This is a genomic window from Sanguibacter sp. Z41_6 (assembly GCF_059621145.1).
On record NZ_JCAQIF010000004.1, the window covers coordinates 136,008 to 160,036 of the forward strand.

The window sequence follows — 24,029 nt, forward strand, 5'->3', positions numbered from 1 at the left end:
TCCGTCGTGTCGTCGCTCACCGCAGCAGGCCCTTCATCTCGTGGGTGGGGGTCGCCTCGAGGGCGGCCGCCTCGACGGCACGGGCGGCCTCGCGGCGGTTGACGCCGAGCGGCTCGGCCTGGATCTGCTTGTGCAGCTCGAGGATCGCGTTGATGAGCATCTCCGGGCGCGGCGGGCAGCCCGGGAGATAGATGTCGACGGGGACGATGTGGTCGACGCCCTGGACGATCGCGTAGTTGTTGAACATGCCGCCGCTCGAGGCGCACACGCCCATCGACAGCACCCACTTGGGCTCGGCCATCTGGTCGTAGACCTGGCGCACGACGGGAGCCATCTTCTGGCTCACGCGACCGGCGACGATCATGAGGTCGGCCTGGCGCGGCGAGGCGCGGAACACCTCCATGCCGAAGCGCGAGAGGTCGAAGCGGCTCGCACCGGCGGCCATCATCTCGATGGCGCAGCAGGCCAGGCCGAACGTCACCGGCCAGAGCGAGCCCTTGCGGAAGTAGCCGGCGAGGTCCTCGACCGTGGTGAGGAGGAATCCCGAGGGAGCTTCTTCGATCCCCATGGTTCAGACCCTTTCGTCGCGCGGCGTGGTGGGCGGAGCTGTCCGGTCGGCCTTCACGGGGCGTGTCATACCCACTCGAACCCACCCCGCCGCCACTCGTAGATGAAGGGCACGGTGATGAGCGCGAGGAACGCGAGCATCGCGACGAGCCCGAACGTGGCGAGGGTCGCGAAGTCGACCGCCCACGGGTAGAGGAAGACGACCTCGATGTCGAAGATGATGAACGTCATCGCCACGAGGTAGTACTTGATCGGGAACCGGCCGCCGCCCACCGCGTGCGGTGTCGGCTCGATGCCGCACTCGTACGCGTCGAGCTTGGCGCGGTTGTAGCGCTTGGGGCCGATGACCGCGCTCGCGGCGACGCCGCCGAGAGCGAGGACGAGAGCGATCCCCATGAGGACGAGCAGGGGTACGTACGGATTGCTCATGCTGATGGCACCACCCTGGACAGGCCCGCGATGACACGGTCGACGACGTCGCCACCGTGGGGCTCGTAGCAGTCGGACAAGAGCTTGACGACGAACTTCATGATGAGCGGCCGCGGCAGGCCGTACCGCGTGCACAGCCGCATGATCTCGGGGTGCTCGATGAGCCGGACGAAGTACCGGCCGAGCGTGTAGTACCCACCCAGGTCCCGGCGCATGATCTCGGGGTACGTCGCCAGCGTGCGCTCGCGGGCCGCATCCGTGGTGCGTGCGCGCGCCTGCGCGACGACGTCCGCCGCCTCCCGGCCCGCCTGCATCGCGTACGCGATGCCCTCGCCGTTGAAGGGGCTGACCATGCCGCCGGCATCCCCGACGAGCATGAGCCCGCGCGTGTACAGCGGCTTGCGGTTGAAGCCCATCGGCAGGGCGGCGCCACGGACGGGGCCGAGCTGGTTCTCCGGCGTGAAGCCCCATTCCTTCGGTGCGTTGGCCATCCACCGGGCGAACAGGTCCTTGTAGTCGATCCGGCTGGCTGCCGACGTCGAGGAGACGGACCCGAGCCCGACGTTCACAGTGCCGTCGCCGAGCGCGAAGATCCACCCGTAGCCGGGCAGCAGGCGGGACTTGCCGGGGACGCCGTCCCAGAGCTCGAGCTGGGACTCCATCCACGGGTCGTCGTGGCGGGGGCTGGTGAAGTAGGTGCGGACGGCCACGCCCATCGGCCGGTTGGCTGCCTTCTCGATGCCGAGCGAGACGGCCATGCGTGCCGAGACACCGTCCGCCGCGATGACGACGGGTGCACGGTAGGTGACCTCTTCGCCCGCCCGGCGGCCGGAGTCGTCCACGGGACGAGCGGTCACGCCGACGACGCGGCCGGTGCGCTCGTCGAGCACCGGACCGGTGACGTTGGTGCGCTCCATGAGCTTCGCGCCAGAGGCGCGGGCGTGCTCGGCGAGGGTCTGGTCGAGGTTCATCCGTGAGCGCGCGAGCCCGTACGAGGGGTAGGCCCGGAGCTCGGGCCACGGGAACTCGAAGGACCGTCCGCCGGCGACGGCACGCAGGCCGACGTTGCGGATCCAGCCGTCCTCGGCGCGCGTCGGCACACCCATCCGGACGAGCTCGCTCACGGCACGTGGGGTGAGCCCGTCGCCGCAGATCTTGTCGCGCGGGAAGGCCGACTTCTCGAGCAGGAGGACGTCGAGACCTGCGGCGGCGCAGTAGTGGGCCGCGGTTGCTCCCGCAGGCCCGGCGCCCACGACGATGACGTCCGCATCGTCGGTGCCGTTCAGTCCCATGTCCCCGCCCATCCGTCCCGCAACGTTGCGTCCGACTTTGTGAACCGCGTCACAACCGTCGGTGCCACTCTAGTCACGTCCGCCGCCGGTGTCTGCTAAGGCAGCCCTTGGTTGACTCGCCACGGCCCCGAGGACCGGCGCCCGGCACCTCCGAGCGGGTGAAACGTTTACGCTCCCGCGCCGGGGACACATCGGGGCTAACGTCTCGCACAGGCCCGGACCGGACACACCGGCGCGTCTCCCCGACGCGGCGACGGGCCGCCGGGCCGCCTCCGTCCCGTCGTCCTGACGGGACCCTGCCGAACGGAGAACTCATGCGAAACCTCACGCGGAACGCGGCCCTGGCGGCCGCGAGCGCGCTCGTCCTCGCGGGACTGGGCAGCATCGGCGCGACGGCCACCGCGGCCGAGGGCTGTCGCGTCGACTACGCGACGCCCAGCCAGTGGGGCGGGCAGTTCCAGGCGGACGTCGTCGTGACCAACCTCGGATCCCCGGTGACCTCGTGGGAGGTCACCTGGTCCTTCCCCGCCGGGCAGCGGGTGCTCCAGGCGTGGGGCGCGACGGCGACGGCCTCCGGAGCCACCGCGTCGTTCTCGAACGCGTCCTACAACGGGTCCCTCGGTACCGGCGCCTCCGCGGGCTTCGGCTTCATCGGGTCGTGGCAGGGCTCGAACCCGGCGCCGACCTCGATCGAGCTCAACGGGGTCCCGTGCACCGGCACGGTCGTCGCCCCGGACCCGGACCCGGATCCCGACCCCACCCCGGACCCCACGCCAGACCCGGTCGACCCGCCGGCGAGCGCGACGGGGACCCTCTACGTCGACACCGCCACCCAGGCCGCCCGAGCCGCTGCGGCTGCGAGCGGTGAGACGAAGGTGCTGCTCAACAAGATCGCCCAGACGCCCCAGGCGTACTGGGTCGGCAGCTGGACAGACGCGCAGACCGCGAAGCAGCAGGTCACGGACTACACCGGCCGAGCCGTCGGTGCCGGCGCGATCCCCGTGCTCGTCGTGTACGCGATCCCCGGCCGCGACTGTGGCAGCTACTCGGGCGGCGGGGTCGCCACGAGCGAGTACGCGGCGTGGATCGACACCATCGCCTCCGGCATCCAGGGCGAGCCCTGGGTGATCCTCGAGCCCGACGCTCTCGCACAGCTCGGTGACTGCGAGGGCCAGGGAGACCGGGTGGGATACCTGAGGTACGCCGCGCAGAAGCTGACCGAGGCCGGCGCCCACGTCTACATCGACGCAGGGCACTCCGGCTGGCTCACCGCCGACGAGGCAGCCGAGCGCCTGCAGCAGATCGGGTTCGAGTACGCCGAGGGCTTCGCGCTCAACACCTCGAACTACCAGACCACCGCAGCGTCCACGGCCTACGGGGAAGCCGTGTCGAGCCGGCTCGGAGGAGTGCCGTACGTCATCGACACCTCGCGCAACGGCAACGGCTCCAACGGTGAGTGGTGCAACCCCCGCGGCCGGGCCCTCGGCGAGCGCCCGCGGCTCGTCGACGACAGCACCAACCTCGCCGCCCTCCTGTGGGTGAAGCTGCCCGGCGAGAGCGACGGATCCTGCAACGGCGGACCGGCCGCCGGTCAGTGGTGGCAGGAGATCGCTGTCGAGATGGCCCGCAACGCCAGCTGGTGAGGTCGGGGGTGCCGTCCGGTCGACCCGGGCGGCACCCCGGCCTCCGGTCCGCGCCCGTGCCGGGACCGGACTCGCAGCGACGCGCTGGCGTCAGGCCGGACGCACGCCCCGGTGCAGGGCGACGATCCCGCCCGAGAGGTTGCGGAAGCCCACGCGACCCCAGCCCGCACCCACCATGAGCCTGCCGAGGGCTTCCTGGTCGGGCCACTCACGGATGGACTCCGCGAGGTACTCGTAGGAGCCGGCGTCCTTCGTCACGACGCCGGCCACCTTCGGCAGCGCGCGCATGAGGTACTCGGTGTACACGCGGCGGAACGGCTCCCACGTCGGCTGGGAGAACTCGCAGATGACGATCCGCCCGCCGGGCCGCACCACCCGGAGCATCTCGGTGAGCGCCCCGGTGGTGTCGACGACGTTGCGCAGCCCGAACGAGATCGTCACGGCGTCGAACGACGCGTCCGCGAACGGCAGGCGCGTCGCGTCACCTGCGGTGAACGGCAGGTCCGGGCGACGCTCCTTGCCGACAGCGAGCATCCCGAACGAGAAGTCGCACGGCACGACGTGGGCGCCCGCGGCCGCGAACGGCTCGCTGGAGGTCCCGGTGCCCGCCGCGAGGTCGAGGACCTTCTCGCCGCGACGCGCTCCCACGGCTGCCACGGTGGCGCGGCGCCAGCGACGGTCCTGCCCGAGCGAGATGAGGTCGTTGGTGAGGTCGTAGCGGGCGGCGATGCTGTCGAACATCGAGGCGACCTCGGCGGGCTTCTTGTCCAGGCTGGCGCGTGACATGCGTCCATGCTCTCATCGTTGCCGACCGCTCCGCGGCGGTCGGTCGTCGGTCGTATCCTTGACCCGATGAGCACCCAGCGCGACGTGACCGACCGGAGCGGCGCCCCCGACCAGCGGCCCCCGACCCTCATGGTCCGCACCACAGCGGTCGACGACCTCTCCCCGGACGTCGGAGCCCTCCTCGACCTGCTGCCGGCGGACTCCCCGCTCGCCTGGGTCCGCCGCGGCGACGGCATCGTCGGATGGGGTGTGGCGGCGCGCATCGAGACGTCCGGCGCGTCCCGCTTCGCCGACGCGGAGGCCGCATGGTCCTCTGTCCGTGCTCGCGCCATCGTGCGCGACGACGTCGGTGTGCCGGGCACCGGCCCTGTCGCGTTCGGTTCGTTCGCCTTCGACGAGGCATCCGCAGCCGGCGGCGTCCTCGTCGTCCCCCGTGTCGTCGTCGGCCGCCGCGGCGGGACGTCGTGGATCACGACGCTCACCGCGGTCGACGCCGTCCCCACCCTGGGACCGGCCCCCACGCTGCGGCGCGCCGTCGCGGACGCCGGGGGTGATGTTCCCGTCCGGGCGCCGGGAGCGGTGACGTACACGCAGGGCGCGGTGCCCGACGACGCCTGGATCGCCGCTGTCGAGGAGGCCGTCGGACGGATCCGCGCCGGCGCGCTCGACAAGGTCGTCCTCGCCCGGGACCTCGTCGCCCGCACCGAGGAGCCCTTCGACGTGCGCTGGGCACTGACCCGGCTCGCCGCCTCCTACGCCGGGTGCTGGACCTTCAGCGTCGACGGCATGATCGGGGCGACCCCCGAGCTGCTCGTGCGCTCGGACAAGGGGCTCGTCACCTCTCGCGTGCTTGCCGGGACGGTCCGCCGCACGGGAGAGGAGCAGGCCGACCTGGCCCGCGCGGCCGTGCTCGCGCACTCCTCCAAGGACCTCGAGGAGCACGAGTACGCGGTGGCGTCGGTCGCCCGTGCCCTCGAGCCGTTCTGCCAGTCGCTCAACGTCCCCGAGACGCCGTTCGTGCTGCACCTCCCGAACGTCCTGCACCTCGCGACGGACGTCACCGGTGTGCTCCGCGGGGCCCGCCCCGCAGCGGGGACCACCGACCCCGACCACGGGCCGTCGAGCCTCGCGCTCGCCGGGGCCCTCCACCCCACGGCGGCGGTCTGCGGCACGCCGACGGCGGCCGCCAACGACCTCATCCGGGAGATCGAGGGCATGGACCGTGCGCGGTATGCCGGCCCGGTGGGTTGGGTGGGCGGCGACGGCGACGGCGAGTGGGGCATCGCGCTGCGGTCCGCCGCGCTCGACGCCGACGACCCGCACCGCCTGCGCCTGTTCGCTGGCTGCGGTGTCGTGGCCGCCTCGGAGCCGGGGGCGGAGCTCGCCGAGACCGAGGCCAAGCTCGACCCGATGCGCCACGCCCTGGCCTGACGCGCGCACGGCCCTGGACCGGCGGAACCGGTCCGCGCCCCACGACAAGGGCCCGCACTCCTGGGAACGCAAGCACGGGCCCTCGTCCGACCTCGCGTGGCGCAAGGGGAGACGCCACGGAGGTGGCTGGTGACTAGCCGTTGCCGAAGAGGTCGCCCAGGTCGGGGATGTTGTCCGGGCTGCTCGGCCCGCTCCGGCCGTTGCCCGACCCGCCGAAGCCGCCGGAGCCGCCGGAGCCGCCCGACCCACCCTGGCCGCTGTCCGGGCTCGGGTTCGTCGTGGCGTCCTCCGCCCTCGTGGCGAGCGTGACCGGCACGTCGATCGACTCGCCGTCCCGCACGACCGTCAGGGTGACGTCCGCCCCGGACGGGAGCGCCCGGACGAACCCCGTGAGGGACTCGGGGCCCGTGACGGGGTCGCCGTCGATCGCGACCACGACGTCACCGACCTCGAGCGCACCGTCCGCCGGCGAGCCGCCGGTGATCTCCGTGACGACAGCGCCCTGGCGGGTGGTGCCGTCGACCGTGCCCGTCCCTTCGGCGAGCACGACGCCGAGGAACGCGTGCTCGGCGGCGCCCTCCTCGATGAGCTGGTCCGCGATGAGGAGGACGACGTCGGACGGGATCGCGAAGCCCAGACCGATCGACCCGGCCTGCCCGCTGCCGGACGACAGGCTGGCGATGGAGGACGTGATCCCGATGACCTCGCCGGTCGCGTCGAACAGCGGTCCCCCGCTGTTGCCGGGGTTCACGGCTGCGTCGATCTGGATGGCGTTCGTCACCGCGACCGTGTTGTCCGTGGTGGTCGCGGTGCTCACCGGCCGGTCGATGGCGGAGACGATGCCCGTCGTAGCCGTGTTCGACAGCCCCAGCGGGTTGCCGACGGCCATGACAGGCTCACCCACCTCGACGCCGTCCCCCTCGGAGATCACAGCGGGGACGAGATCGTCCGGTGCGTCGACGATCTCGACGACCGCAAGGTCCGTGGCCGGGTCGAGGCCCGTGATCGTCGCCTCGTAGACGCGGCCGTCCGAGAGGATGACCCCCACGGTGTCGTTGACGGCGCCCGTGACGACGTGCGCGTTCGTGACGATGTGACCGTTCTCGTCGATGATCACGCCCGACCCCTGGCCTCCGCCGGACTCGGTGACGACCTCGATGGACACGACGGACGGAGCCACCGCCTCGGACACCGCGATCCAGTCCGGGTCCGCCTCCGACGAGGACGCGACGGGCACCTCCCCTCCGCCCCCCTCGGAACGCCCGAGCGCGGAGAAGTCGGTCGCGCTGGGCGAGGCGCTCGTGCTCGGTGAGTCGTCGAGCGCCTCGCTGAGGGCGACGGTGCCCCCGGCAGCAAGGACGGCCGCGACGATCGCCGCGGCCGCGACGGGCGCGACGCGTCCTCGTGGCTCACGCCCGGGCGGGGGCGGGGGCGGCGGCGTCGGCGCACCGGTGCTCGGCGGTTGGTAGGCAGGGTCGTCGTGCTGCGATGTCATGAGTGCGTCCCTTCTCTGACTGGGCACCACTCAACTCCATCGCCCTGTGGCGAGGCTTGGTTTTCCCTGGGGACTTGCTGCGAATGTGCTAGGACCGGTCCTCGGCCTCGACCGCCCGCACGACGGCCGCCGCGAGCGCGTCACCGTCCGGACCCCGGGTCGCGCGGTCGACGCGCACCTCGAGCACGGACACCCCCGCCGGAGGGCTGGCGAGCGCGGCCCGCAGCCGCGCCGCGTCACGGACCACCTCGTGCGCGACGCCGTACCCGCTGCACAGGGCGCCGAGGTCCGCGCCGTGCGGGGTCGCGAAGACGCGCTCGAAGAGCTCGTCGTCGCCGAGGCGGGCGTGCTCGAGGGTCGCGAAGATCGAACCGCCGTCGTCGTTGACGACGACCACCTGGAGCTGCACCTGGGGCTCGTGCGGCCCACGGAGGAGCCCACCGACGTCGTGCAGGAACGTGAGGTCCCCCATGAGGGCACGGACCGTGGTGCTGGCCCGCCGCTGCAGCGCGAGCGCGACCCCGGTAGCGGTGGACACGGTCCCGTCGATTCCGGCGAGCCCACGGTTGGCGACCACGACGGGCGGTTCCGTCCACCGCGCGAGGAGGTCGAGGTCGCGGACAGGGTTGCTCGACCCGATGACGAGTGCGTCGTGCGGCGTGCTGGCGTCCGCCACCGCGCCCGCGACACCGAGGGCGTCGAGGGACTGCGTCACGCCGTGGGCATCGAGCACGCCCGCTGCGGCCGCGGAGGCAGCCCGCCACCGTGCGAGCCACCGGACACCGGCTCCGCCCTGGCCGGGCCCGATCTCGAGCCAGGCGGGTGGGACCCCTCCGAGCACCACGGCGGCGTTGCGCGCCGCGTCCGGCCACCGTGCACTGCCGGGCGCGACGACGACCACGCGCACGCGGGGGCTGGCGAGGAGCTGCTGCACCGGACGGGACAGCGTGGGCCGGCCCAGGACGACGACCTGCCGGACGCCGTCCGTGAGGGAGCGCACCCCGAGGACGAGCCGGTGCGCTGCGACGAGGCAGTGGCCGCCCGCGGCGCCGGAGGAGGCCTCGGCCAGCAGGGGCCACCCGCGCGCCTCCGCGAGACGGCGTGCGTCAGGACCTGCCCCGTCTCCTGCGACGACGAGGGTCGCGACCTCGTCCAGCACCCCGTCGACGTCCTCCTCGGGTGCCACGGCACGCAGGGTGACGAGCCCGAGCCCGGGCACCTTCTCGTCACCGGCTCCGGGGGCCGCAGTACGCGCGGTGTCCCGCAGGAGCTCGTCGAGGCCGCCGGCGGACGGTGCGAGCGGCTCCCGGTAGGCGAGGTTGACGTGCACCGGACCGGGGTCGAGGGTGCGGTACCCGGTCGCGGCCGCGTGCGCCCGGGTGAGCAGCGCACGCAGGTCGGCGTCCTCCCCGGCGCGCCCGGCGGGCGCCGGGACATCGACGGCGAGCCGCACCGCTGAACCGAAGATCCCCACCTGGTCGGCGGTCTGGTTGGCCCCGGTCCCTCGCACCTCGTGCGGCCGGTCGGCCGTGAGCAGCAGCAGCGGGATGCCACCGTGGTGCGCCTCGAGGACCGCGGGATGGAGGTTGGCGACGGCCGTGCCCGACGTCGTGACGACCGCGACCGGTGACGCGGCCCGACCGTGCAGGACCTGCTCGCCGCGCGCCAGGCCGAGCGCGAGGAACGCCGCGTCCCGCTCGTCGACGCGGACGTGCAACCGCACCCTGGCGTCCGGCACGGCCCGGGTCTCGGCGACGAGGGCGTACGCGAGGGGCGCGCTGCGGGAGCCGGGCGCCAGGACGACGTCGCGGACGCCGAGGCGGGCCAGCGCATCGACGAGCACGTGCGCCGAGCGGACGGACGGTGGGAGGGCGATGGGCTCGGGAGCCGGTCCGGTGCCCGTCACCGCGTCGACCCACCGGTGCGGCCGGCGACCCCGGGTGCGAGCCCCTCGGGTGCACCGAGCGCGCTGACCCGGGCGACACGGTCGAGCCATCGGTCGACGATCCGGGGATCGACCCGGCCGGCGTCGGTCGCCTCGAGGTCAGCGACGTCCGGTTGAGGACGCCGCACGTCGATCGCCCCGTCCACCGGCAGGAGCGACCGACCGACCGTGTCCCGCGTGAGGAGCTGAGCGGTGGCCAGACCGCACGCGTAGGGCAGCTCGGGGAGGGCCGCGGCCAGCGCGAGCCCCGCGGCTAGCCCGACAGAGCTCTCGAGCGCGGAGGACACGACGACCGGCAGGCCCACCTGCTCAGCGAGCTCGAGGCACGCACGCACGCCACCGAGCGGCTGCACCTTGAGCACGACGATGTCCGCGGCCTCCGCCCGCACCACCTCGAACGGGTCCTGCACGCGACGGATGGACTCGTCCGCAGCCACGGGGATGTCGGTACGTCGCCGCACGTGCGCAAGACCCGCGACGTCGGGGCACGGCTGCTCGACGTACTCCAGGCCGCCAGCGGCACGGTCGAGGACCGCCAGCCGCGCGAGCGCGGTCTGCGGGTCCCAGCCGCCGTTCGCGTCGATGCGGATCCGCCCCGTCGGTCCGAGTGCGTCCCGCACCGCCTCGAGCCGCGCGACCTCGTCGTCGACGGTCTGGCCGCGCTCCGCGACCTTGACCTTGGCCGTCTGGCACCCTCCGGACGCCAGCACGATCGCGTGCGCGCGCTCGGGGTCGGTCGCGGGCACCGTGACGTTGACGGGGACCCGCCGTCGGACCGGTTCCGGCCAGCCGTCGTGCGCGGCCTCGAGAGCCGCGGACCACCACGCGAGCGACTCCTCGTCGTCGTAGTCCCAGAAGGGGGAGAACTCGCCCCAGCCGGCCTCGCCCCGCAGGAGCACGCCGTCGCGCCGGTCGAGGCCGCGGAACCGCGTGGTGAGGGCTGTGGAGTAGACGTGCACCCACCCAGGTTAGGCGGTCGCCGGGACGCTGGGTCGTCAGACGCTGAGCGCGGGCACGGCCGTCGCGGACCGCAGCAGCCGGCGGACCTCGTCCCGCACCGGGCGACCCGACCCGAGGGCCCGCAGCGCAGCGCCGTCGACGAGGGCCACGACGGCGTCTGGCGCGAGGGTGATGCCGAGCGCGGCGACGAGATCCGCGACCGGTCCCTGGGCGGCGTCGCGGTCGGTCCCCAGGTGGTCGGCCCCCGGGGTGCGCCCCGACCGGCCCCCGGCGACGAGGTGCTCGTAGTGACCGCGGACCGCGGCATCGTCGCCCTCGGGCAGGAGGGCGTCGGCGAGCGCGCCCGGGGGGTCGACGTCCGCACCTGCCGCGACCGCCGCGACGACCGTCCGGGACGAGCGCGCAGAGTGCTCCGACCAGCGCGCCGCGAGCAGAGCACCCGCGGCGCCGACGATGTCGTCGAGATGGTCGAAGTAGTACGTCGTCGAGGCGAGCGGCACAGCGGCTCGCTCTGCGACGGTCCGGTGCGTGATCGCACCCGGTCCGCCCTCCAGCACGAGCGACGCCGCAGCCGCCACGAGAGCGTCGCGGCGCTCGACACCACGCTGCTGGCGTCGCGTCGCGGTCGTCACGCGGCCGACCGTACGGGCGGGAGATGTCCGGAATGTTTCACGCAGCGACGCGGGATGTTTCACGGCTCGTCCTCCGCGCCTGCCACCGGGCCCGCGCGCCAGACCCTAGGCTGGACGGGTGAGCGACCTCCCCGAGACCGTGTCCCAGACCTTCGACCCGACCCGGTGGCGCACCGTCTCCGGGTTCGAGGGTCTCACCGACATCACCTACCACCGGGGCGTCGAACGCTCCCCCGACGGCGGCGAGCGCGACCTGCCCGTCGTCCGCATCGCCTTCGACCGGCCCGAGGTGCGCAACGCGTTCCGCCCGCACAGCGTCGACGAGCTCTACCGCGCGCTCGACCACGCCCGCATGACGTCGGACGTCGCAGCGGTCATCCTCACGGGCAACGGTCCGAGCCCGAAGGACGGCGGCTGGGCGTTCTGCTCGGGCGGCGACCAGCGCATCCGCGGCCGCGACGGGTACCGGTACACCACGCAGGACGCGACGGGCACCGCGGCCGAGAGCGCCGACCACATCGACCCTGCACAGGCGGGACGGCTGCACATCCTCGAGGTCCAGCGCCTCATGCGCACCATGCCCAAGGTCGTCATCGCCGTGGTCAACGGCTGGGCCGCCGGCGGTGGGCACTCGCTGCACGTCGTGGCCGACCTGTCGATCGCGAGCCGCGAGCACGCCCGGTTCAAGCAGACCGACGCCAACGTCGGCTCCTTCGACGCCGGCTACGGCTCGGCGCTGTTCGCCCGCCAGGTGGGACAGAAACGCGCCCGCGAGGTCTTCTTCCTCGCCCGGGAGTACTCGGCCGAGGACGCCTACGCGTGGGGCGCGGTCAACGAGGTGGCGGACCACGCGGACGTGGAGACGCTCGCGCTCGAGTACGCGGCGACCATCGCGACGAAGTCGCCGCAGGCGATCCGCATGCTCAAGTTCGCGTTCAACCTGGCCGACGACGGCCTCGCGGGGCAGCAGGTGTTCGCCGGTGAGGCCACGCGGCTGGCCTACATGACGGACGAGGCCGTCGAGGGACGCGACGCGTTCCTGCAGCGCCGCGACCCCGACTGGTCCGGGTTCCCCTACTACTTCTGAGCCCGCCGTCGGGCACCGCTGGGTGTCAGCCCGCGACGAGGAGCGCGCCGAGGAGGTCGAGCACGCGGCTGCCGCACAGGGCCACAGCGATCGCCAGCGCGAACAGGCCGCCGAACGACAGCAGGACGGGGATGACGGATGCTGCGGGGCCCGGCTCCCCGGGAGCGGTGACGCGCGACGGGGCGTGCGTGCGGGAGGACGGCCGGCGGAGCGACCTCGTGCGTGTGCCGTGATGAAGGATCGTTGCCATACCCCCACCCTCGCTCGGGAGGGCGCTCGAGCACATCGGTCCCCCGGCCCGGACTCACGCGTGCGCTCTCCGCCGATGGGAGGACCCGCGACCGGTCCGGGTCAGTCCTCCGGTGGACCGGCCGTCAGCTCGTCGAGTAGGCGCCGCCCGACCGCGGCACGAGCTCCACCCACGTGTTGCCGGGTGCGAGCGTGAGGGGAGCGCCGTCGGGCCCGGAGAGGACCACGGGCGCCAGCGAGCTCTCCTTGCTCCACGTGCCAGTGATCGTCCTGCCTGCGGATGCCACGAGCGCCTCCCCCGACCCGATCATCTCCGTCTCCGGGACAGGCGCCCCGGACGGGTCCTTGTACGGGGTGTCACGCACGGCGACGCTCAGCACGACGACGTTCTCGGCGGTCAGCCGGGCACCCGTGGCGGACACCGCCGGGGAGCCCCCCTCGGAACGCTGGAACAGCCCCGCCGCCGGGTCCCAGGACCACGACGGGCTGCTGTAGCTGGACATCGTGACGTTGACCGTGGTGACGGGCGTCCCCGCGGTCGCGGCACTCGCCGACGCCTCGTCGCGGGCGAACTGGAACTGGGGTGCCGGGGGCGCGGTGTGCCCGGCGTCGGCCGCCGCGTAGAAGTCCGCCGTCCTGCCGTAGACGTTGTGCGGCGCGCGACGGTCCTTCGTCCGGTAGAAGCCGTCGGCACCCTCGTCGTGGCTGATGACCTGCAGCCCCGCGTCGCGCACGGACTGGACGAACGGCGGCTGCCCGCCCGAGAACGTCATGAGTCCGGCGAGCGGTGCGGCGATGTGCGCATCCATGGGCCGGACCGAGCGGATCGGGCCGATCGTCTCCGGCACCTGCGAGTGATACACCGCGATGTAGCGGGTCACCCCACCCTCGACGACCTCCTCCCACACGACGTCGGCGAGCTCGAGGCCCGTCTGGGGGCGCGCCTCGCGAGAGTTCTCGACCTTGACGGCCAGCGCGGGGCGGTTGCCCTGGTCGGCAGCGACGACCCCGGTGAGCGGCCAGGTGGGCGGAACAGCGGGATCGGGCGGGAGGGCCTTGACCACCTCGGCGTCCGGGGTGGTCGTCGTGGTGACCGCCTCGAGGGGCTCTGCGTCGCCGGCACAGCCAGCGAGCGCGAGCGTGCACGCGAGCGCCACGGTCATCGTCCGACGCCACCTGCGCCGGTCGGCACGAGCCTGCGTCAGGCCAGGGTTGAGCTGCACGGATCCAGTCTCCTCGCTTCGGGGCCCGCGGCTCCCGGCGCGCTGGGCGCGACGGCGCGCCGCGCGTCGTCGGTGCCCACCCTATGGCGCCCTAGGCTGAACCTGTGACGGGCACACCGAGGGACGTGGCGGCAGAGGCGGTCCGGCGTGCGCTCACGGCTCCTCCCGGCGCCCCGGAGGCGTACGTGCTCGTGCCCACCTCCGGTTCCACGGGTGCGCCGCGCACCGTCCGTCTCTCCGGGGCCGCACTGCGGGCATCCGGAACGGCGACGGCAGCCCGCCTCGGCGGGCACGGGCGGTGGTTGCTCGCGCTCCCGACGACGCACGTCGCCGGGCTGCAGGTCCTCGCCCGGTCCGTGCTCGCGGGGACCGAACCGGTGGTGCTCGACAGCGACGCCGGATTCCGGCCCGGTGCGTTCGCGGCCGCGACGGACGCGCTGCGCGACACCGGTCCTGGCGGCGCCCGTGCCCCGCTGTACACGTCGCTCGTCCCCACCCAGCTGCACCGGCTGCTCGCGGCCGCGGGCGCGCTCGAGCCTGCCGGACCGGCGGGCCGGGCCGGCACGCCCGAGGGCCGCTCGGGGCTGGACGCGCTGCGCCGCTACGACGCCGTGCTCGTCGGCGGGGCCGCGACGTCGCCGGCCGTGCTGGCCGCGGCGCACGCCGCCGGCGTGGCAGTCGTCACGACCTACGGCATGAGCGAGACCGCGGGTGGGTGCGTCTACGACGGCGTGCCTCTCGACGGCGTACGCCTGCGCGTGCGCGAGTCCCTCGTCGAGATCAGCGGACCCGTCCTCGCGGACGGGTACGTGGACGACCCTGCCGCGACGCGTGACGCCTTCGTCGTCGACCCGGAGCCCGACGGCGCGGGCACCCGGTGGTTCCGCACGTCGGACGTCGGCCGGCTCCACGACGACGCGCGCGGTCAGGTGCTCACGGTTCTCGGCCGCGCCGACGACACCGTCATCAGCGGAGGGGTCAACGTCGTCCCCGCCGCGGTCGAGTCGGTGCTCGCCGGGTGGGGCGGGATCGGCGAGGTCTGCGTCGTCGGGCTGCCCGACGACGAGTGGGGCAGCCGGGTCGTGGCGCTCGTGACGCTCGCCCCCGGTGGCACGGACGCACCGGACCGCCCGGCCCTCCTGGACGAGGTGCGGTCACGGGTCACCGCCGCCCTCGGTGCGCCAGCCGCTCCACGGGACGTCGTCGTCGTCGACCACCTGCCGGTGCGCGGGCCGGGGAAGGCGGACCGGCGTGCAGCGGCGGTGCTGGCGGCACAGCGGCTGGGCCGCCCTGAGGCGCCGAACCGATAGCCTGAGTCCCCATGTCCGACGAAGGGAACCCCATGCCCTCAGCATCCCAGTGGCTCGCCGGAGCCCGGGTGCGCACGCTCCCCGCAGCCGCGACGCCCGTCCTCGTGGGGTCGGGCGCCGCAGCCCAGGTGGGCGGGTTCGAGCCCGTCCCGGCCGTCCTCGCGCTCCTCGTCGCCCTCGCGCTGCAGGTCGGCGTGAACTACGCCAACGACTACTCGGACGGGGTGCGCGGCACCGACCTCGACCGCGTGGGCCCGCTGCGGCTCACCGCGTCGGGGACCGCCCGGCCGGGCCAGGTCAAGGCGGCGGCGTTCACCTCGTTCGCCATCGCGGCTGTGCTCGGGCTGGCGCTCGTCGCCGTGTCGGGGCACTGGTGGCTCGTCGTCGTCGGTGCCGCCTCGATCGCGGCCGCGTGGTTCTACACGGGTGGCAAGAACCCGTACGGGTACCGCGGGCTCGGCGAGGTGGGGGTCTTCACGTTCTTCGGTCTTGTCGCCGTGCTCGGCACCACGTACACGCAGATCGACCGTGTGACGGTGCCGTCCGCCCTCGGTGCGGTCGCCGTCGGCCTGCTCGCGTGCGCGATCCTCATGGTCAACAACATCCGGGACATCCCCACCGATGCCGTGGTCGGCAAGCGCACGCTCGCGGTGCGGCTCGGCGACTGGCGTGCCCGGCGCGCGTACGTCGCGATGCTCTGGGTGCCGATCGGCCTGGGGATGCTCTGCGGGTTCGCGAACCCGTGGAGCGTCCTCGTCGTCCTGCTCGGACTCCCTGCCACGCTGCTGAGCATCCCCGTCCTCGCGGGTGCGCGGGGACGGCTGCTGGTCCCCGTGCTGGCAGCGACCGGCCTCTACGAGCTCGGCTTCGGTGTGCTACTCGGGCTCGGTCTGGCCATCTGAGGCCCGGCCGTCCCCGCCACCGGTGCGACGGCGGTCGAGGACTCCGTCGACACGCGCGTCCTCGGACGCGGCGTCCCCCTCGACCGCGTCGCTGAACCGTCCGCGGTCACCGTCGGCGCGCCGCGCGAGCCGGTCCTCGCGCCGCTGCGCGAGGTACACCGCCGCGGCCTCGCGCGGCCGCGAGAGCACCACATAGCTGATCATCAGCGCCAGGAGCGCCGCGACGACGACGAGGGGCCAGCTCCGCAGACCCACGAGGTAGAGGAGCACCCCGATGAGCAGGAGGAGCGCGACGCGGAGCACAGAATAGATGACGAAGGGCACCTGTCCAGGGTAAGCGCATAGGCTGGATGCATGCCCCGCGCTCTCGCCCTCGTCGCCGCTTTCGCTCTTGTCGTCTACGCTCTCGCCGACTTCGCGTCGAGCGACGAGCAGGACCGTGGGGGCATCCCGCGGTGGCTCTGGCTCATCATCATCGTCGTTCTCCCCTACTTCGGTCCGATCGCCTGGATCGTGTTCAGCCGGTCCCGCCGGTCGCAGGCTGCCGGTGGGCCGCCGTCGGCGGCAGGCGCGGGGCGGCCCGGCGCGGGTCCCGGCCGCGGCCGACGGCGCTCGCGGGGACCCGTCGCGCCTGACGACGACCCGGACTTCCTGTGGCGGCTGGCGCAGGAGCAGCGCCGACAGGGCCAGGGCCCCGCGGGTACTGGTCGCGGGTCAGCGACCGGTGACACGCGCGGCACCCCGGACGGACCGGCCGACGACGGCGGGACGTCGGGCGAGCAGGGGACCGACCCGACAGACGGCGACGAACCGGACGACGGTGCGGGACCGAACCCGCTCGACCGCTCGAACAGCTGAGCCCCGGCGCCGCGCGCCCGCGCTGAGCCGGTCCTGCGGGCTGCACGCAGGCGTAACCCACGAGGACGACGTGCTCCTGCAGGTGCCGCCGCTCAGCCGGCCCAGTGCTGCCTGAGGACGTGGGAAGCCCGCGGGTCGTCCTGTACGCGATGGCCATGGCCCTCGAGGGTGAGGTGCTGTGCACCGCGCGCGACGAGAGCCCCGGCGGTCTCCTCGTAGAGGCGGCTCCACCCGCCGGTGACGACCAACGTCCTGGCAGGCAGGCTCCGGTGCGTCCCGAGCCCGATGCCCCACGGCCGACGCAGCGCCCGGAGCCGGCTGACGCTCGCCAGCAGCTCCTCGTCCGGCAGGTCAGGGGGCTCCATCCCCATCCCGGCCGAGAAGCGCCGGGAGAAGTCACGCGCCGACACGGACGCGTCGTCGGCGACCTCGAACACGGGTGTCATCGCCGCGATGTGCTCCTCGACGGCCGGCCTTCCGCGCGCCAGGTCGAAGCACGCGGGCTCGAGGAGTGCCAACGACCGGACCATGGCAGGCGCGGTCCGGGCGGCCAGCACCGCCGCGTTTGCGCCGTACGAATGGGCGACGACGTGCCCGCCGCCGCACGCACGGAGCGCTCCTAGCAGGCGTTGCGCGTCCCGGGCGGCATCGTCGGCGACACCGTCGCGCCGCAGGAACTGCCAGCCGGGCTCCGCGGCCGCCGCCTGCTGCGGCCAGGCGGCGGCTCCCTCTCTCCCCGCCCCGTGAACGAACACCACATCCATAGCAGGTATGGTGCCGCACTCCCGGCGCACCGCACCGCACCGCGACGGGTGTGGACCCGCTGGCCGTACCGGCTCCTCTCCCCGGCGTCGTGCGGGAGGCCCGACGGACGGGTCCTAGGAGTCGGGCAGCTCCGCGTAGGAGTGCTTGCCGCTGAAGAGGATGTTCACGCCGGTGAAGTTGAACAGCACGCAGGCGTAGCCCGCCAGGACGAAGTAGGCGGCACGGCGTCCCGACCAGCCCCGGGTCGTCCGGGCGTGCAGGTAGGCGGCGTAGACGACCCACACGACGAAGGTCCACACCTCCTTGGGGTCCCAGCCCCACGGGCGACCCCAGGCGTCGTTGGCCCAGATGGCACCACCGATGAGCGTGAAGGTCCACAGGACGAAGCCCACAGCGTTGAGGCGGAAGCTCAGGGCCTCGAGCGACGTCGGCGTCGGGATCGCGTCGAGGAACCGCCAGTTGAACACCCGCGACGCGGCGACGTTCTTGCCGCGCACGACGGTGCCCTCACCGCGCAGGAACGTCGATCCGCGGTCGCGCGAGTCGCGCAGCAGCTGGAGCACGCTCACGGCGAAGGCGACCGTGAAGACCCCCGTGGCGCCGACCGCGACGCCCACGTGGATGACCAACCAGTAGTGCTGCAGGGCCGGCTGGACCTCGTCGGCGACGACGTGGAACGCGTTGAGGCCGACCATGAGGAAGGTCACGACGAGGAACGTGACGACCACACCGAGGAATCGCACGTCCCGTCGCAGCTGCAGCAGGAGGAAGGCGCCTGCCGCGACGAGGGTCCCCGCGAGGCAGAACTCGTACATGTTCGCCCAGGGGGCACGCCCGGCGGCGATGCCGCGCGCGACGAGCGAGACCAGATGCATGCCGAACCCGAGCCACATCGTCGCCATCGCGATGCCGAGCGCCTTCCCCCGAGGGGTCGGCGCAGACGGCGACAGGGCCGCGGAGACGCCCGGCGTCGTGCTCGTCGACGCCCCGGCGCCGACGAGCTCGCGCTCGCGCGTGCGACGCTGCCCCACGGCGTCGGACAACCGCGAGAGGTCGAACGCGAAGGCGATCATCGCGATCGTGTACGCGGTCGCCGCCCCCCACGCGAGGACGTCGCTGAGCTCTCCCCAGGGGAATGCTCCTGTGATGCCGGGATTCATCGGTCAGCCTTTCCCAAGCTCGGTTCTGGTCCGTCAGGTACTGCGGGTGCGGGGTGCTGGTCGGGGCCCGGGTCGTCGATCGTGGGCGGGTGTCCCGGGAGGGCGGCCAGGAGGCGCGCCACCTCCGCGTCGAGCCCGGCGTCGTCGCCACGGGCGAGGCCGGCGACCTCCACCACGGTACGGCGTCCACAGTCCTCGGCGACGTCCCGGGCACGGACCCAGATGCGACGGCGCGGTGTGAACAAGGAGACGGCCACGCCCCCGAGCGCGCCGAGCGAGAACGCGAGCACCCAGCCGAGGGACGGGTCGTGGCGCAGGTCCAGGGCGACGAAGCGCGGCAGCCCGGAGAACTCGATCGTCCCCAGGCCGTCCGGGAGCTCGACGGTCTCGCCGAGGCCGACGAGCAGCGTCGCCTCGGTGCCGTCCGCCTCGTCGGCGCGGGTCATGCCCTCGGTCTCCAGCTGGTAGACGTTCTGCGGGATCCCGTCGTCGAGCCCGAGGTCGCCGCTGTACACCGTGAGCACGAGCACGGGGTTGATGGGGTCCGGGAAGACCGAGCGGGCTCCGTCCTCGGTGACCTCCGCCGTCGGCAGGAGGAAGCCGAGGAGCCCGATCTGCTCCCCGGTCGAGACGTCGGGCACCTTGATGACGCCGCGCGACGTGTACATGGCGTCCTCGGGGAGGAAGGGCACCGGGCCCGCGAAGGCGATCTCACCTGCGGCGTCACGCACCGTGACGTCCGGCGCGTACCCGTTCCCCTGGAGGTAGATGTTGGCGCCCGACTGCGTGAGCGGCTCGTTGACCTTGATCTGCTCCTCGCGCGTGGTGCCGTCCGTCTCGCGCACCGTGACGTATGCCGTGAAGTCCTGCGCCTTGGCGTCGGTGATGCGGAAGCGCGACTCGAACGCGTCGAGCGTCATGGAGAACGGTACGAGCGCGTCCTCGCTGAACAGGGCGCCGCGCTCGAACGAGTCGTAGTCGACGACGGAGTTCGCGAACCCGCGCCCCTCCGTGACGATGGCCTGGCCGCGGTACTCGAGGAGCTGCCCCGTGCCGAACGCGATGAGGAGCCCGAGCAGCGAGATGTGGAAGACGAGGTTCCCGGTCTCGCGCAGGTAACCCCGCTCCGCGCTCACGGTGAGCGCACCGTCGGCGTCCGTGCCCGCTGCCACGCGGAACCGGCGCAGGCCGAGGACACGTCGCCCCAGGTGGGTCGTCGCGGCGTCCTGCACCTGCGCAGGGGTCGCGACGGTGGCGTCGACCGTGTAGGACGCGGTGGCCGGGAACCGCGAGAAGCGACGGGGCGTGCGCGGCGGCCGCGCACGCAGGGCGTGCAGGTGCGCCCTCGTGCGCGGCAGGATGCATCCGACGAGGGACACGAACAGCAGGATGTAGATCGCGGAGAACCACACGGACGCGTAGACGTCGAAGAAACCGAGGCGGTCGAGCCACTCGCCGAGCGTCGGGTTCTCCCGGATGTAGCGGACGACGGCTGCCTGGTCCTGGTTGCGCTGCGGGAACACGGAGCCAGGGACCGCGGCCACGGCGAGCAGGGTGAGGAGCATGAGCGCGACCCGCATCGACGTGAGCTGCCGCCAGGCGAACCTGAGCAGGCCGGTCGCACCGAGGTGCGGGACGGTCGCCTGCGTGCCGCGCGGGGTACCGGCCCCGGTCGCGTCGGGGGCCGCGGTGCGCCCGTCCGAGAACGAGTCGTCGATCCCGTCCGGCCGGTAGCTCGTGTCGCGGGGCTCCCGCGGAGTCGTCGGACCCACTAGATCACCGTCTCCGTCCCACCGATGAAACCTTGCATGGCGCGGCTCCACTCGCCCCAGAGACCGCTGACGAGCGCGAGCCCGATGAGGATGAGCAGGGCGCCTCCGAAGCGCATGATCGCCACCTTGTGCCGGCCCAGGAAGCCCAGGGCGCGCGAGCTGCGCTCGAGTCCCAGGGCGATGAGGAGGAAGGGGAGGCCGAGGCCGAGGCAGTACGCGACGGCCAGGGTGCCACCCCGCACGGACGTTCCCTGGTCGAGCGCCAGCGAGTAGATCGCGACGAGGGTGGGCCCGAGGCAGGGCGTCCACCCCAGACCGAACACGAGTCCCAGCAGCGGGGCGCCCCACAGGCCGGCGCTGGGGCTCACGTGCAGCCGCCGCTCGCGCTGCAGGAACGGCATCGCTCCGAGGAACGCGAGCCCCATGAGGACGACGACGACGCCGAGCACCCGGGAGATCTCGTCGTCCCAGGCGCGCAGGAAGGAGCCGATCGTCCCGGTGAGGACTCCGATCGAGACGAAGACGAACGTGAACCCGGCGACGAACAGCGCCACGCCGAGCAGCACCCGGCCGCGCCGTGCGGAGGATCCTCCCCCACCCGCCGTGCTGGCCTTCGACCCGTTGCGCGTCCCCGGGCCTGCGTTCGAGGCGGCGAGGCCGCTGACGAACCCGAGGTACCCGGGGACGAGCGGCAGGACGCACGGGGAGGCGAACGACACGAAGCCCGCGAGGACCGCGACCGGGAGGGCGAGGAGCATCGAGCCGCCGAGGACGGCGCTGCCGAACGTCTCGCCGACGTCAGCGAGGAGCCGGGGGTCTGCTCCGGCGACGAGAAGGGCTGCGGTGTGGCTCACGGGGGTCTCTGACGCCGGCTCAGGCGTCGACCTCGGCCAGCACGTCGGAGACGAGCGCGTCGAGGGTCGTCGCCTGGACCTGTCCGAGCACGCGGGCGGCGACGCGCCCCTGCTGGTCGAGCACGACCGTCGTGGGTACGGCCTGCACGGGGACGACGCCCTGGAGGGTCGCGATGGCGGAGCCGTCGGTGTCGGCGATGGACGGCCAGGTGACGTCGTGCTCACGTTCGAACGCCAGGGCTGCTCCGGCGTCGTCCGTCCCGTTGATCCCGACGAGGTGGACGCCGTCCGCTGCTCGCTCGGTCGCGACCTCGAGCAGGTCGGGAGCCTCGGCCCGACAGGGCGGGCAGGCTGCGTACCAGGTGTTGAGGACGACGACGCCGTCGAGGGCGCCCGTGTCGACGGGCTCGCCGGAGAAGTCGGTGCCCTCGAGCCGGACGGCTTCACCGCGGTCCTCGACCGTCCACGTCTTGACGCTGCCGTCGCCTGACAGGTAGCCCTGGCCGACGACGTCCTCGGTGGCGGTGTTGCCCGAGTCGGTCGAGCACCCGGCGAGGGTGAGTCCCAGGGCGACCGCGAGGAGCGTCGTGCGCCGGGCCGACCGTCCGTCTCGGCGGTCGTCGGAGCCGTCGGGGCGCGCAGGGGTCAAGGCGTGAAGCACGGTGCCACTATTCCGGAGCGGACTGAGAGATCACTGAGAAACGGTGCGATCGCCATGTGATCTGCACGACGCCGGGCGCCTACGCGCCCGAGACCTTCGTCGCGCCGGGCAGGAGGTCCGCGACGGGCTCGGTGTAGTGGATGCCCACGAGTCGGTCCCCCTCGAACCGGAGAGACGTGAGCGACGCGAGGGAGCACTGCCGGTTGCGCGGGTCGTGCCACAGTCGCTTGTTCTCGAACGCTCGGCGAGCCGTCCAGATCGGGAGCTGGTGGCTCACGAGGAGGGCTTCGTGGCCCTCCGCGCGCTCACGAGCCGCGTGCACGGCGGCGTGCATGCGTACGGCCTGCTCCCGGTACGGCTCGCCCCACGAGGGGCGGAAAGGGTTGACGAGGTGCGGCCAGTGCTCGGGGTGGCGCAGCGAACCGTCTCCGACGCCGAACGTCTTGCCCTCGAAGTGGTTGCCTGCCTCGATGAGCCGCTCGTCGGTGCCGAGCTCGAGCCCGAAGGCTGCCGCAGCGGGTGTGGCCGTCTCCTGGGCTCGCTGCAACGGCGAGGCGGTGACGTCGGTGATGTCGTGCTGCCCGTCGGCGAGGTACGCGGCGACCCGGCGCGCCATCTCGTGGCCGAGCTCCGAGAGGTGGTAGCCGGGGATCCGTCCGTAGAGGATCTTGTCGGGGTTGAAGACTTCTCCGTGACGCATGAGGTGAACTGTGGTGGCGGCCATGCGCACAGTCTCCCAAACATCTCGCGCTCCCCGCGCCGCCTCAGCGACAGGCGCGAGCGATGCGTTCCATCACCTCGCACAGTGCCTCCATCTGCGCGGGTGCGAGCGCATCGACGAGGTGCCGTCGCACGGAACGGACGTGCCCGGGCGCCGCCTCGACGAGCGCGCGGTTCCCGGCGTCGGTGAGCCTGCAGTCGACGCCGCGCCCGTCCACGGCACTGGACTCCCGGACGACGAGACCGCGTTCCTCCATGCGCCTGATCGTGTGGGTGACGCGACTGCGTGAGTGCGCGAGGTTCTCGGCCAGGTGCGACATCCGCATCGCGCCGTGCGGGGTCTCTGAGAGCCGCACGAGGACCTCGTACTCGTTGAGGGAGAGGTCCGCGTCGGTCTCGAGGTCCTTGTTGAGGGCCTCCATGAGGCGCGAGGTCCCTTCGAGGTACGCGCGCCAGGTCTTCTGCTCGTCGTCCGAGAGCCACTCGGTCGATGCTGTCTGTGTGGCCATGGCCCATCCCCCCTGCCGATGCCCGCGTTCGTAGGGCACATACCAGGACGATAGCGCGCAGACGCGCGGCACGAGCGGTGAGGCCCGGCGGGGGCCACCCTGGCCACGGCGTGCGCGCCCTGCTACGGTACTAGAACGTTCAACTAATGACGCGGCCTGCCCGTGCAGGCCGCCCGCACCCCGACCCGATGACGGAGACTCCCTCATGACCGCTCTTCCCGCCCAGCTCACGCCCGGCACCTACACGGCCGACCTCACCCACACGTCCGCCGCCTTCACCGTCCGCCACGCGGGCATCTCGAAGGTCCGCGGGACGCTGGCCGTGAACTCCGCCGTCATCACCATCGGCGACGAGGTCGAGAGCTCCGCCGTGGCCGCCGAGCTCGACGCAGCGTCCGTCAACACCGGTAACCCGGACCGCGACGCCCACCTGCGCACCGCCGACTTCTGGGACGTCGAGAAGAACCCCGTGTGGACGTTCGCCTCCACCTCCGTCGCAGCCCAGGGCGACGACCTCCTCGTCACCGGCGACCTCACCATCAACGGCGTGACCCGCAGCGTCGTGCTCGCCACCGAGTTCACCGGCACCGCCGTCGACCCCTTCGGCAACACGCGCGCCGGGTTCGAGGCCACCACCGAGATCTCCCGCAAGGACTTCGGGCTCACGTACAACGCGACGCTCGAGGCCGGTGGCGTGCTCATCTCCGACAAGGTCAAGATCTCGCTCGACGTCTCGGCCATCAAGGCCTGAGACCGAGGACGCCTCCGCGGGCCGGGTC

At 73.0% G+C, this 24,029-nt stretch carries 25 protein-coding genes; 7 read left to right on the forward strand and 18 right to left on the reverse strand.

From position 1 onward, the window contains the following. Positions 1–16 precede the first annotated feature (16 nt). The 3 genes from AC54T1_RS10805 to AC54T1_RS10815 form a co-directional block, all read right to left on the reverse strand. Complete coding sequence (locus tag AC54T1_RS10805; protein WP_484345608.1) at positions 17–568, reverse strand: NuoB/complex I 20 kDa subunit family protein; 552 nt, start codon at positions 566–568, stop codon at positions 17–19. A 65-nt stretch (positions 569–633) separates the two neighbouring features. Beyond that, entirely contained in the window at positions 634–996 is a 363-nt protein-coding gene (locus AC54T1_RS10810) for an NADH-quinone oxidoreductase subunit A (protein ID WP_484345607.1), read from the reverse strand. Continuing rightward, a complete protein-coding gene (locus tag AC54T1_RS10815; RefSeq protein WP_496911927.1) occupies positions 993–2,288 on the reverse strand; it encodes a geranylgeranyl reductase family protein in 1,296 nt (431 codons plus the stop codon). The genes AC54T1_RS10810 and AC54T1_RS10815 overlap by 4 nt, the downstream gene beginning before the upstream one ends. A gap of 314 nt (positions 2,289–2,602) precedes the next feature. Here AC54T1_RS10815 and AC54T1_RS10820 point away from each other — a divergent pair, with 314 nt between their 5' ends. Then, positions 2,603–3,931, forward strand: a complete 1,329-nt coding sequence (locus tag AC54T1_RS10820) for a glycoside hydrolase family 6 protein (protein WP_484345605.1) — start codon at positions 2,603–2,605, stop codon at positions 3,929–3,931. A gap of 90 nt (positions 3,932–4,021) precedes the next feature. On the opposite strand, the gene AC54T1_RS10825 is transcribed toward AC54T1_RS10820, so the two are convergent. Further along, entirely contained in the window at positions 4,022–4,717 is a 696-nt protein-coding gene (locus AC54T1_RS10825; RefSeq protein WP_484345604.1) for a demethylmenaquinone methyltransferase, read from the reverse strand. A 66-nt stretch (positions 4,718–4,783) separates the two neighbouring features. On the opposite strand from AC54T1_RS10825, the gene AC54T1_RS10830 reads away from it, so the two are divergent. Beyond that, positions 4,784–6,148 carry an isochorismate synthase gene (locus AC54T1_RS10830; RefSeq protein ID WP_496911928.1) on the forward strand — a complete coding sequence of 455 codons (1,365 nt, stop codon included), beginning with the start codon at positions 4,784–4,786 and terminating at the stop codon, positions 6,146–6,148. 133 nt (positions 6,149–6,281) lie between these two features. On the opposite strand, the gene AC54T1_RS10835 is transcribed toward AC54T1_RS10830, so the two are convergent. The 4 genes from AC54T1_RS10835 to AC54T1_RS10850 all read right to left on the reverse strand — a co-directional run bounded on the left by AC54T1_RS10835 (position 6,282) and on the right by AC54T1_RS10850 (position 11,180). Further along, positions 6,282–7,643 carry a S1C family serine protease gene (locus AC54T1_RS10835; RefSeq protein WP_496911929.1) on the reverse strand — a complete coding sequence of 454 codons (1,362 nt, stop codon included), beginning with the start codon at positions 7,641–7,643 and terminating at the stop codon, positions 6,282–6,284. Between the two features lie 88 nt (positions 7,644–7,731). After that, positions 7,732–9,549 (reverse strand): 2-succinyl-5-enolpyruvyl-6-hydroxy-3-cyclohexene-1-carboxylic-acid synthase, encoded by a 1,818-nt coding sequence (menD, locus tag AC54T1_RS10840; protein ID WP_496911930.1) that lies wholly within the window; start codon positions 9,547–9,549, stop codon positions 7,732–7,734. Beyond that, positions 9,546–10,547: an o-succinylbenzoate synthase gene (locus AC54T1_RS10845; RefSeq protein WP_496911931.1), complete on the reverse strand. Its 1,002-nt coding sequence runs from the start codon at positions 10,545–10,547 to the stop codon at positions 9,546–9,548. Before AC54T1_RS10845 ends, menD begins: the two co-directional genes overlap by 4 nt. Positions 10,548–10,583: 36 nt before the next feature. Further along, the gene (locus AC54T1_RS10850) at positions 10,584–11,180 is read right to left on the reverse strand and encodes a TetR/AcrR family transcriptional regulator (protein ID WP_484345599.1); all 597 of its coding nucleotides are present in this window, start codon (positions 11,178–11,180) and stop codon (positions 10,584–10,586) included. A gap of 118 nt (positions 11,181–11,298) precedes the next feature. On the opposite strand from AC54T1_RS10850, the gene AC54T1_RS10855 reads away from it, so the two are divergent. Continuing rightward, positions 11,299–12,267, forward strand: coding sequence for a 1,4-dihydroxy-2-naphthoyl-CoA synthase (locus tag AC54T1_RS10855; protein WP_496911932.1), 969 nt, complete (start codon positions 11,299–11,301; stop codon positions 12,265–12,267). Between the two features lie 25 nt (positions 12,268–12,292). Here AC54T1_RS10855 and AC54T1_RS10860 read toward each other — a convergent pair whose 3' ends face one another. Next, complete coding sequence (locus AC54T1_RS10860; protein WP_496911933.1) at positions 12,293–12,517, reverse strand: hypothetical protein; 225 nt, start codon at positions 12,515–12,517, stop codon at positions 12,293–12,295. 124 nt (positions 12,518–12,641) lie between these two features. Then, a complete protein-coding gene (locus AC54T1_RS10865) occupies positions 12,642–13,739 on the reverse strand; it encodes a DUF3048 domain-containing protein (protein ID WP_484345596.1) in 1,098 nt (365 codons plus the stop codon). Between the two features lie 104 nt (positions 13,740–13,843). Here AC54T1_RS10865 and AC54T1_RS10870 point away from each other — a divergent pair, with 104 nt between their 5' ends. Both AC54T1_RS10870 and AC54T1_RS10875 read left to right on the forward strand, forming a co-directional pair. Continuing rightward, complete coding sequence (locus tag AC54T1_RS10870; RefSeq protein WP_496911934.1) at positions 13,844–15,049, forward strand: AMP-binding protein; 1,206 nt, start codon at positions 13,844–13,846, stop codon at positions 15,047–15,049. A 32-nt stretch (positions 15,050–15,081) separates the two neighbouring features. Further along, a complete protein-coding gene (locus AC54T1_RS10875) occupies positions 15,082–15,951 on the forward strand; it encodes a 1,4-dihydroxy-2-naphthoate polyprenyltransferase (RefSeq protein ID WP_484345594.1) in 870 nt (289 codons plus the stop codon). On the opposite strand, the gene AC54T1_RS10880 is transcribed toward AC54T1_RS10875, so the two are convergent. Then, the gene (locus AC54T1_RS10880; RefSeq protein WP_484345593.1) at positions 15,925–16,275 is read right to left on the reverse strand and encodes a DUF4229 domain-containing protein; all 351 of its coding nucleotides are present in this window, start codon (positions 16,273–16,275) and stop codon (positions 15,925–15,927) included. The genes AC54T1_RS10875 and AC54T1_RS10880 overlap by 27 nt on opposite strands. A gap of 30 nt (positions 16,276–16,305) precedes the next feature. On the opposite strand from AC54T1_RS10880, the gene AC54T1_RS10885 reads away from it, so the two are divergent. Continuing rightward, on the forward strand, positions 16,306–16,809 hold the full coding sequence (locus AC54T1_RS10885) for a PLD nuclease N-terminal domain-containing protein (RefSeq protein ID WP_496911935.1): 504 nt from the start codon (positions 16,306–16,308) through the stop codon (positions 16,807–16,809). A gap of 92 nt (positions 16,810–16,901) precedes the next feature. Here the strand turns inward: AC54T1_RS10885 and AC54T1_RS10890 are convergent, their stop codons facing one another. The 7 genes from AC54T1_RS10890 to AC54T1_RS10920 all read right to left on the reverse strand — a co-directional run bounded on the left by AC54T1_RS10890 (position 16,902) and on the right by AC54T1_RS10920 (position 23,250). Next, entirely contained in the window at positions 16,902–17,573 is a 672-nt protein-coding gene (locus AC54T1_RS10890; protein WP_496911936.1) for an alpha/beta hydrolase, read from the reverse strand. A gap of 114 nt (positions 17,574–17,687) precedes the next feature. Next, positions 17,688–18,734 (reverse strand): c-type cytochrome biogenesis protein CcsB, encoded by a 1,047-nt coding sequence (gene ccsB, locus AC54T1_RS10895; RefSeq protein ID WP_484345589.1) that lies wholly within the window; start codon positions 18,732–18,734, stop codon positions 17,688–17,690. Then, complete coding sequence (resB, locus tag AC54T1_RS10900; RefSeq protein WP_496911937.1) at positions 18,731–20,506, reverse strand: cytochrome c biogenesis protein ResB; 1,776 nt, start codon at positions 20,504–20,506, stop codon at positions 18,731–18,733. The genes ccsB and resB overlap by 4 nt, the downstream gene beginning before the upstream one ends. Next, positions 20,506–21,264, reverse strand: coding sequence for a cytochrome c biogenesis CcdA family protein (locus tag AC54T1_RS10905; protein WP_496912070.1), 759 nt, complete (start codon positions 21,262–21,264; stop codon positions 20,506–20,508). Before AC54T1_RS10905 ends, resB begins: the two co-directional genes overlap by 1 nt. Before the next feature lie 115 nt (positions 21,265–21,379). Next, positions 21,380–22,021, reverse strand: coding sequence for a TlpA family protein disulfide reductase (locus AC54T1_RS10910; RefSeq protein WP_484345587.1), 642 nt, complete (start codon positions 22,019–22,021; stop codon positions 21,380–21,382). 79 nt (positions 22,022–22,100) lie between these two features. Further along, complete coding sequence (locus tag AC54T1_RS10915) at positions 22,101–22,745, reverse strand: histidine phosphatase family protein (RefSeq protein ID WP_484345586.1); 645 nt, start codon at positions 22,743–22,745, stop codon at positions 22,101–22,103. 40 nt (positions 22,746–22,785) lie between these two features. Then, complete coding sequence (locus tag AC54T1_RS10920; protein WP_484345585.1) at positions 22,786–23,250, reverse strand: MarR family winged helix-turn-helix transcriptional regulator; 465 nt, start codon at positions 23,248–23,250, stop codon at positions 22,786–22,788. Positions 23,251–23,455: 205 nt separating this feature from the next. On the opposite strand from AC54T1_RS10920, the gene AC54T1_RS10925 reads away from it, so the two are divergent. Then, entirely contained in the window at positions 23,456–24,001 is a 546-nt protein-coding gene (locus AC54T1_RS10925) for a YceI family protein (protein ID WP_496911938.1), read from the forward strand. The last annotated feature ends 28 nt before the right edge of the window (positions 24,002–24,029 follow it).

What these genes read in the sequence shown, in the direction of transcription:
- AC54T1_RS10805 (WP_484345608.1), bottom strand. Translation starts at nt 568, where the DNA reads ATGGGGATCGAAGAAGCTCCCTCGGGATTCCTCCTCACCACGGTCGAG.
- AC54T1_RS10810 (WP_484345607.1), bottom strand. Translation starts at nt 996, where the DNA reads ATGAGCAATCCGTACGTACCCCTGCTCGTCCTCATGGGGATCGCTCTC.
- AC54T1_RS10815 (WP_496911927.1), bottom strand. Translation starts at nt 2,288, where the DNA reads ATGGGACTGAACGGCACCGACGATGCGGACGTCATCGTCGTGGGCGCC.
- AC54T1_RS10820 (WP_484345605.1), top strand. Translation starts at nt 2,603, where the DNA reads ATGCGAAACCTCACGCGGAACGCGGCCCTGGCGGCCGCGAGCGCGCTC.
- AC54T1_RS10825 (WP_484345604.1), bottom strand. Translation starts at nt 4,717, where the DNA reads ATGTCACGCGCCAGCCTGGACAAGAAGCCCGCCGAGGTCGCCTCGATG.
- AC54T1_RS10830 (WP_496911928.1), top strand. Translation starts at nt 4,784, where the DNA reads ATGAGCACCCAGCGCGACGTGACCGACCGGAGCGGCGCCCCCGACCAG.
- AC54T1_RS10835 (WP_496911929.1), bottom strand. Translation starts at nt 7,643, where the DNA reads ATGACATCGCAGCACGACGACCCTGCCTACCAACCGCCGAGCACCGGT.
- AC54T1_RS10860 (WP_496911933.1), bottom strand. Translation starts at nt 12,517, where the DNA reads ATGGCAACGATCCTTCATCACGGCACACGCACGAGGTCGCTCCGCCGG.
- AC54T1_RS10875 (WP_484345594.1), top strand. Translation starts at nt 15,082, where the DNA reads ATGCCCTCAGCATCCCAGTGGCTCGCCGGAGCCCGGGTGCGCACGCTC.
- AC54T1_RS10885 (WP_496911935.1), top strand. Translation starts at nt 16,306, where the DNA reads ATGCCCCGCGCTCTCGCCCTCGTCGCCGCTTTCGCTCTTGTCGTCTAC.
- AC54T1_RS10890 (WP_496911936.1), bottom strand. Translation starts at nt 17,573, where the DNA reads ATGGATGTGGTGTTCGTTCACGGGGCGGGGAGAGAGGGAGCCGCCGCC.
- ccsB (WP_484345589.1), bottom strand. Translation starts at nt 18,734, where the DNA reads ATGAATCCCGGCATCACAGGAGCATTCCCCTGGGGAGAGCTCAGCGAC.
- AC54T1_RS10905 (WP_496912070.1), bottom strand. Translation starts at nt 21,264, where the DNA reads ATGCTCCTCGCCCTCCCGGTCGCGGTCCTCGCGGGCTTCGTGTCGTTC.
- AC54T1_RS10915 (WP_484345586.1), bottom strand. Translation starts at nt 22,745, where the DNA reads ATGGCCGCCACCACAGTTCACCTCATGCGTCACGGAGAAGTCTTCAAC.
- AC54T1_RS10920 (WP_484345585.1), bottom strand. Translation starts at nt 23,250, where the DNA reads ATGGCCACACAGACAGCATCGACCGAGTGGCTCTCGGACGACGAGCAG.
- AC54T1_RS10925 (WP_496911938.1), top strand. Translation starts at nt 23,456, where the DNA reads ATGACCGCTCTTCCCGCCCAGCTCACGCCCGGCACCTACACGGCCGAC.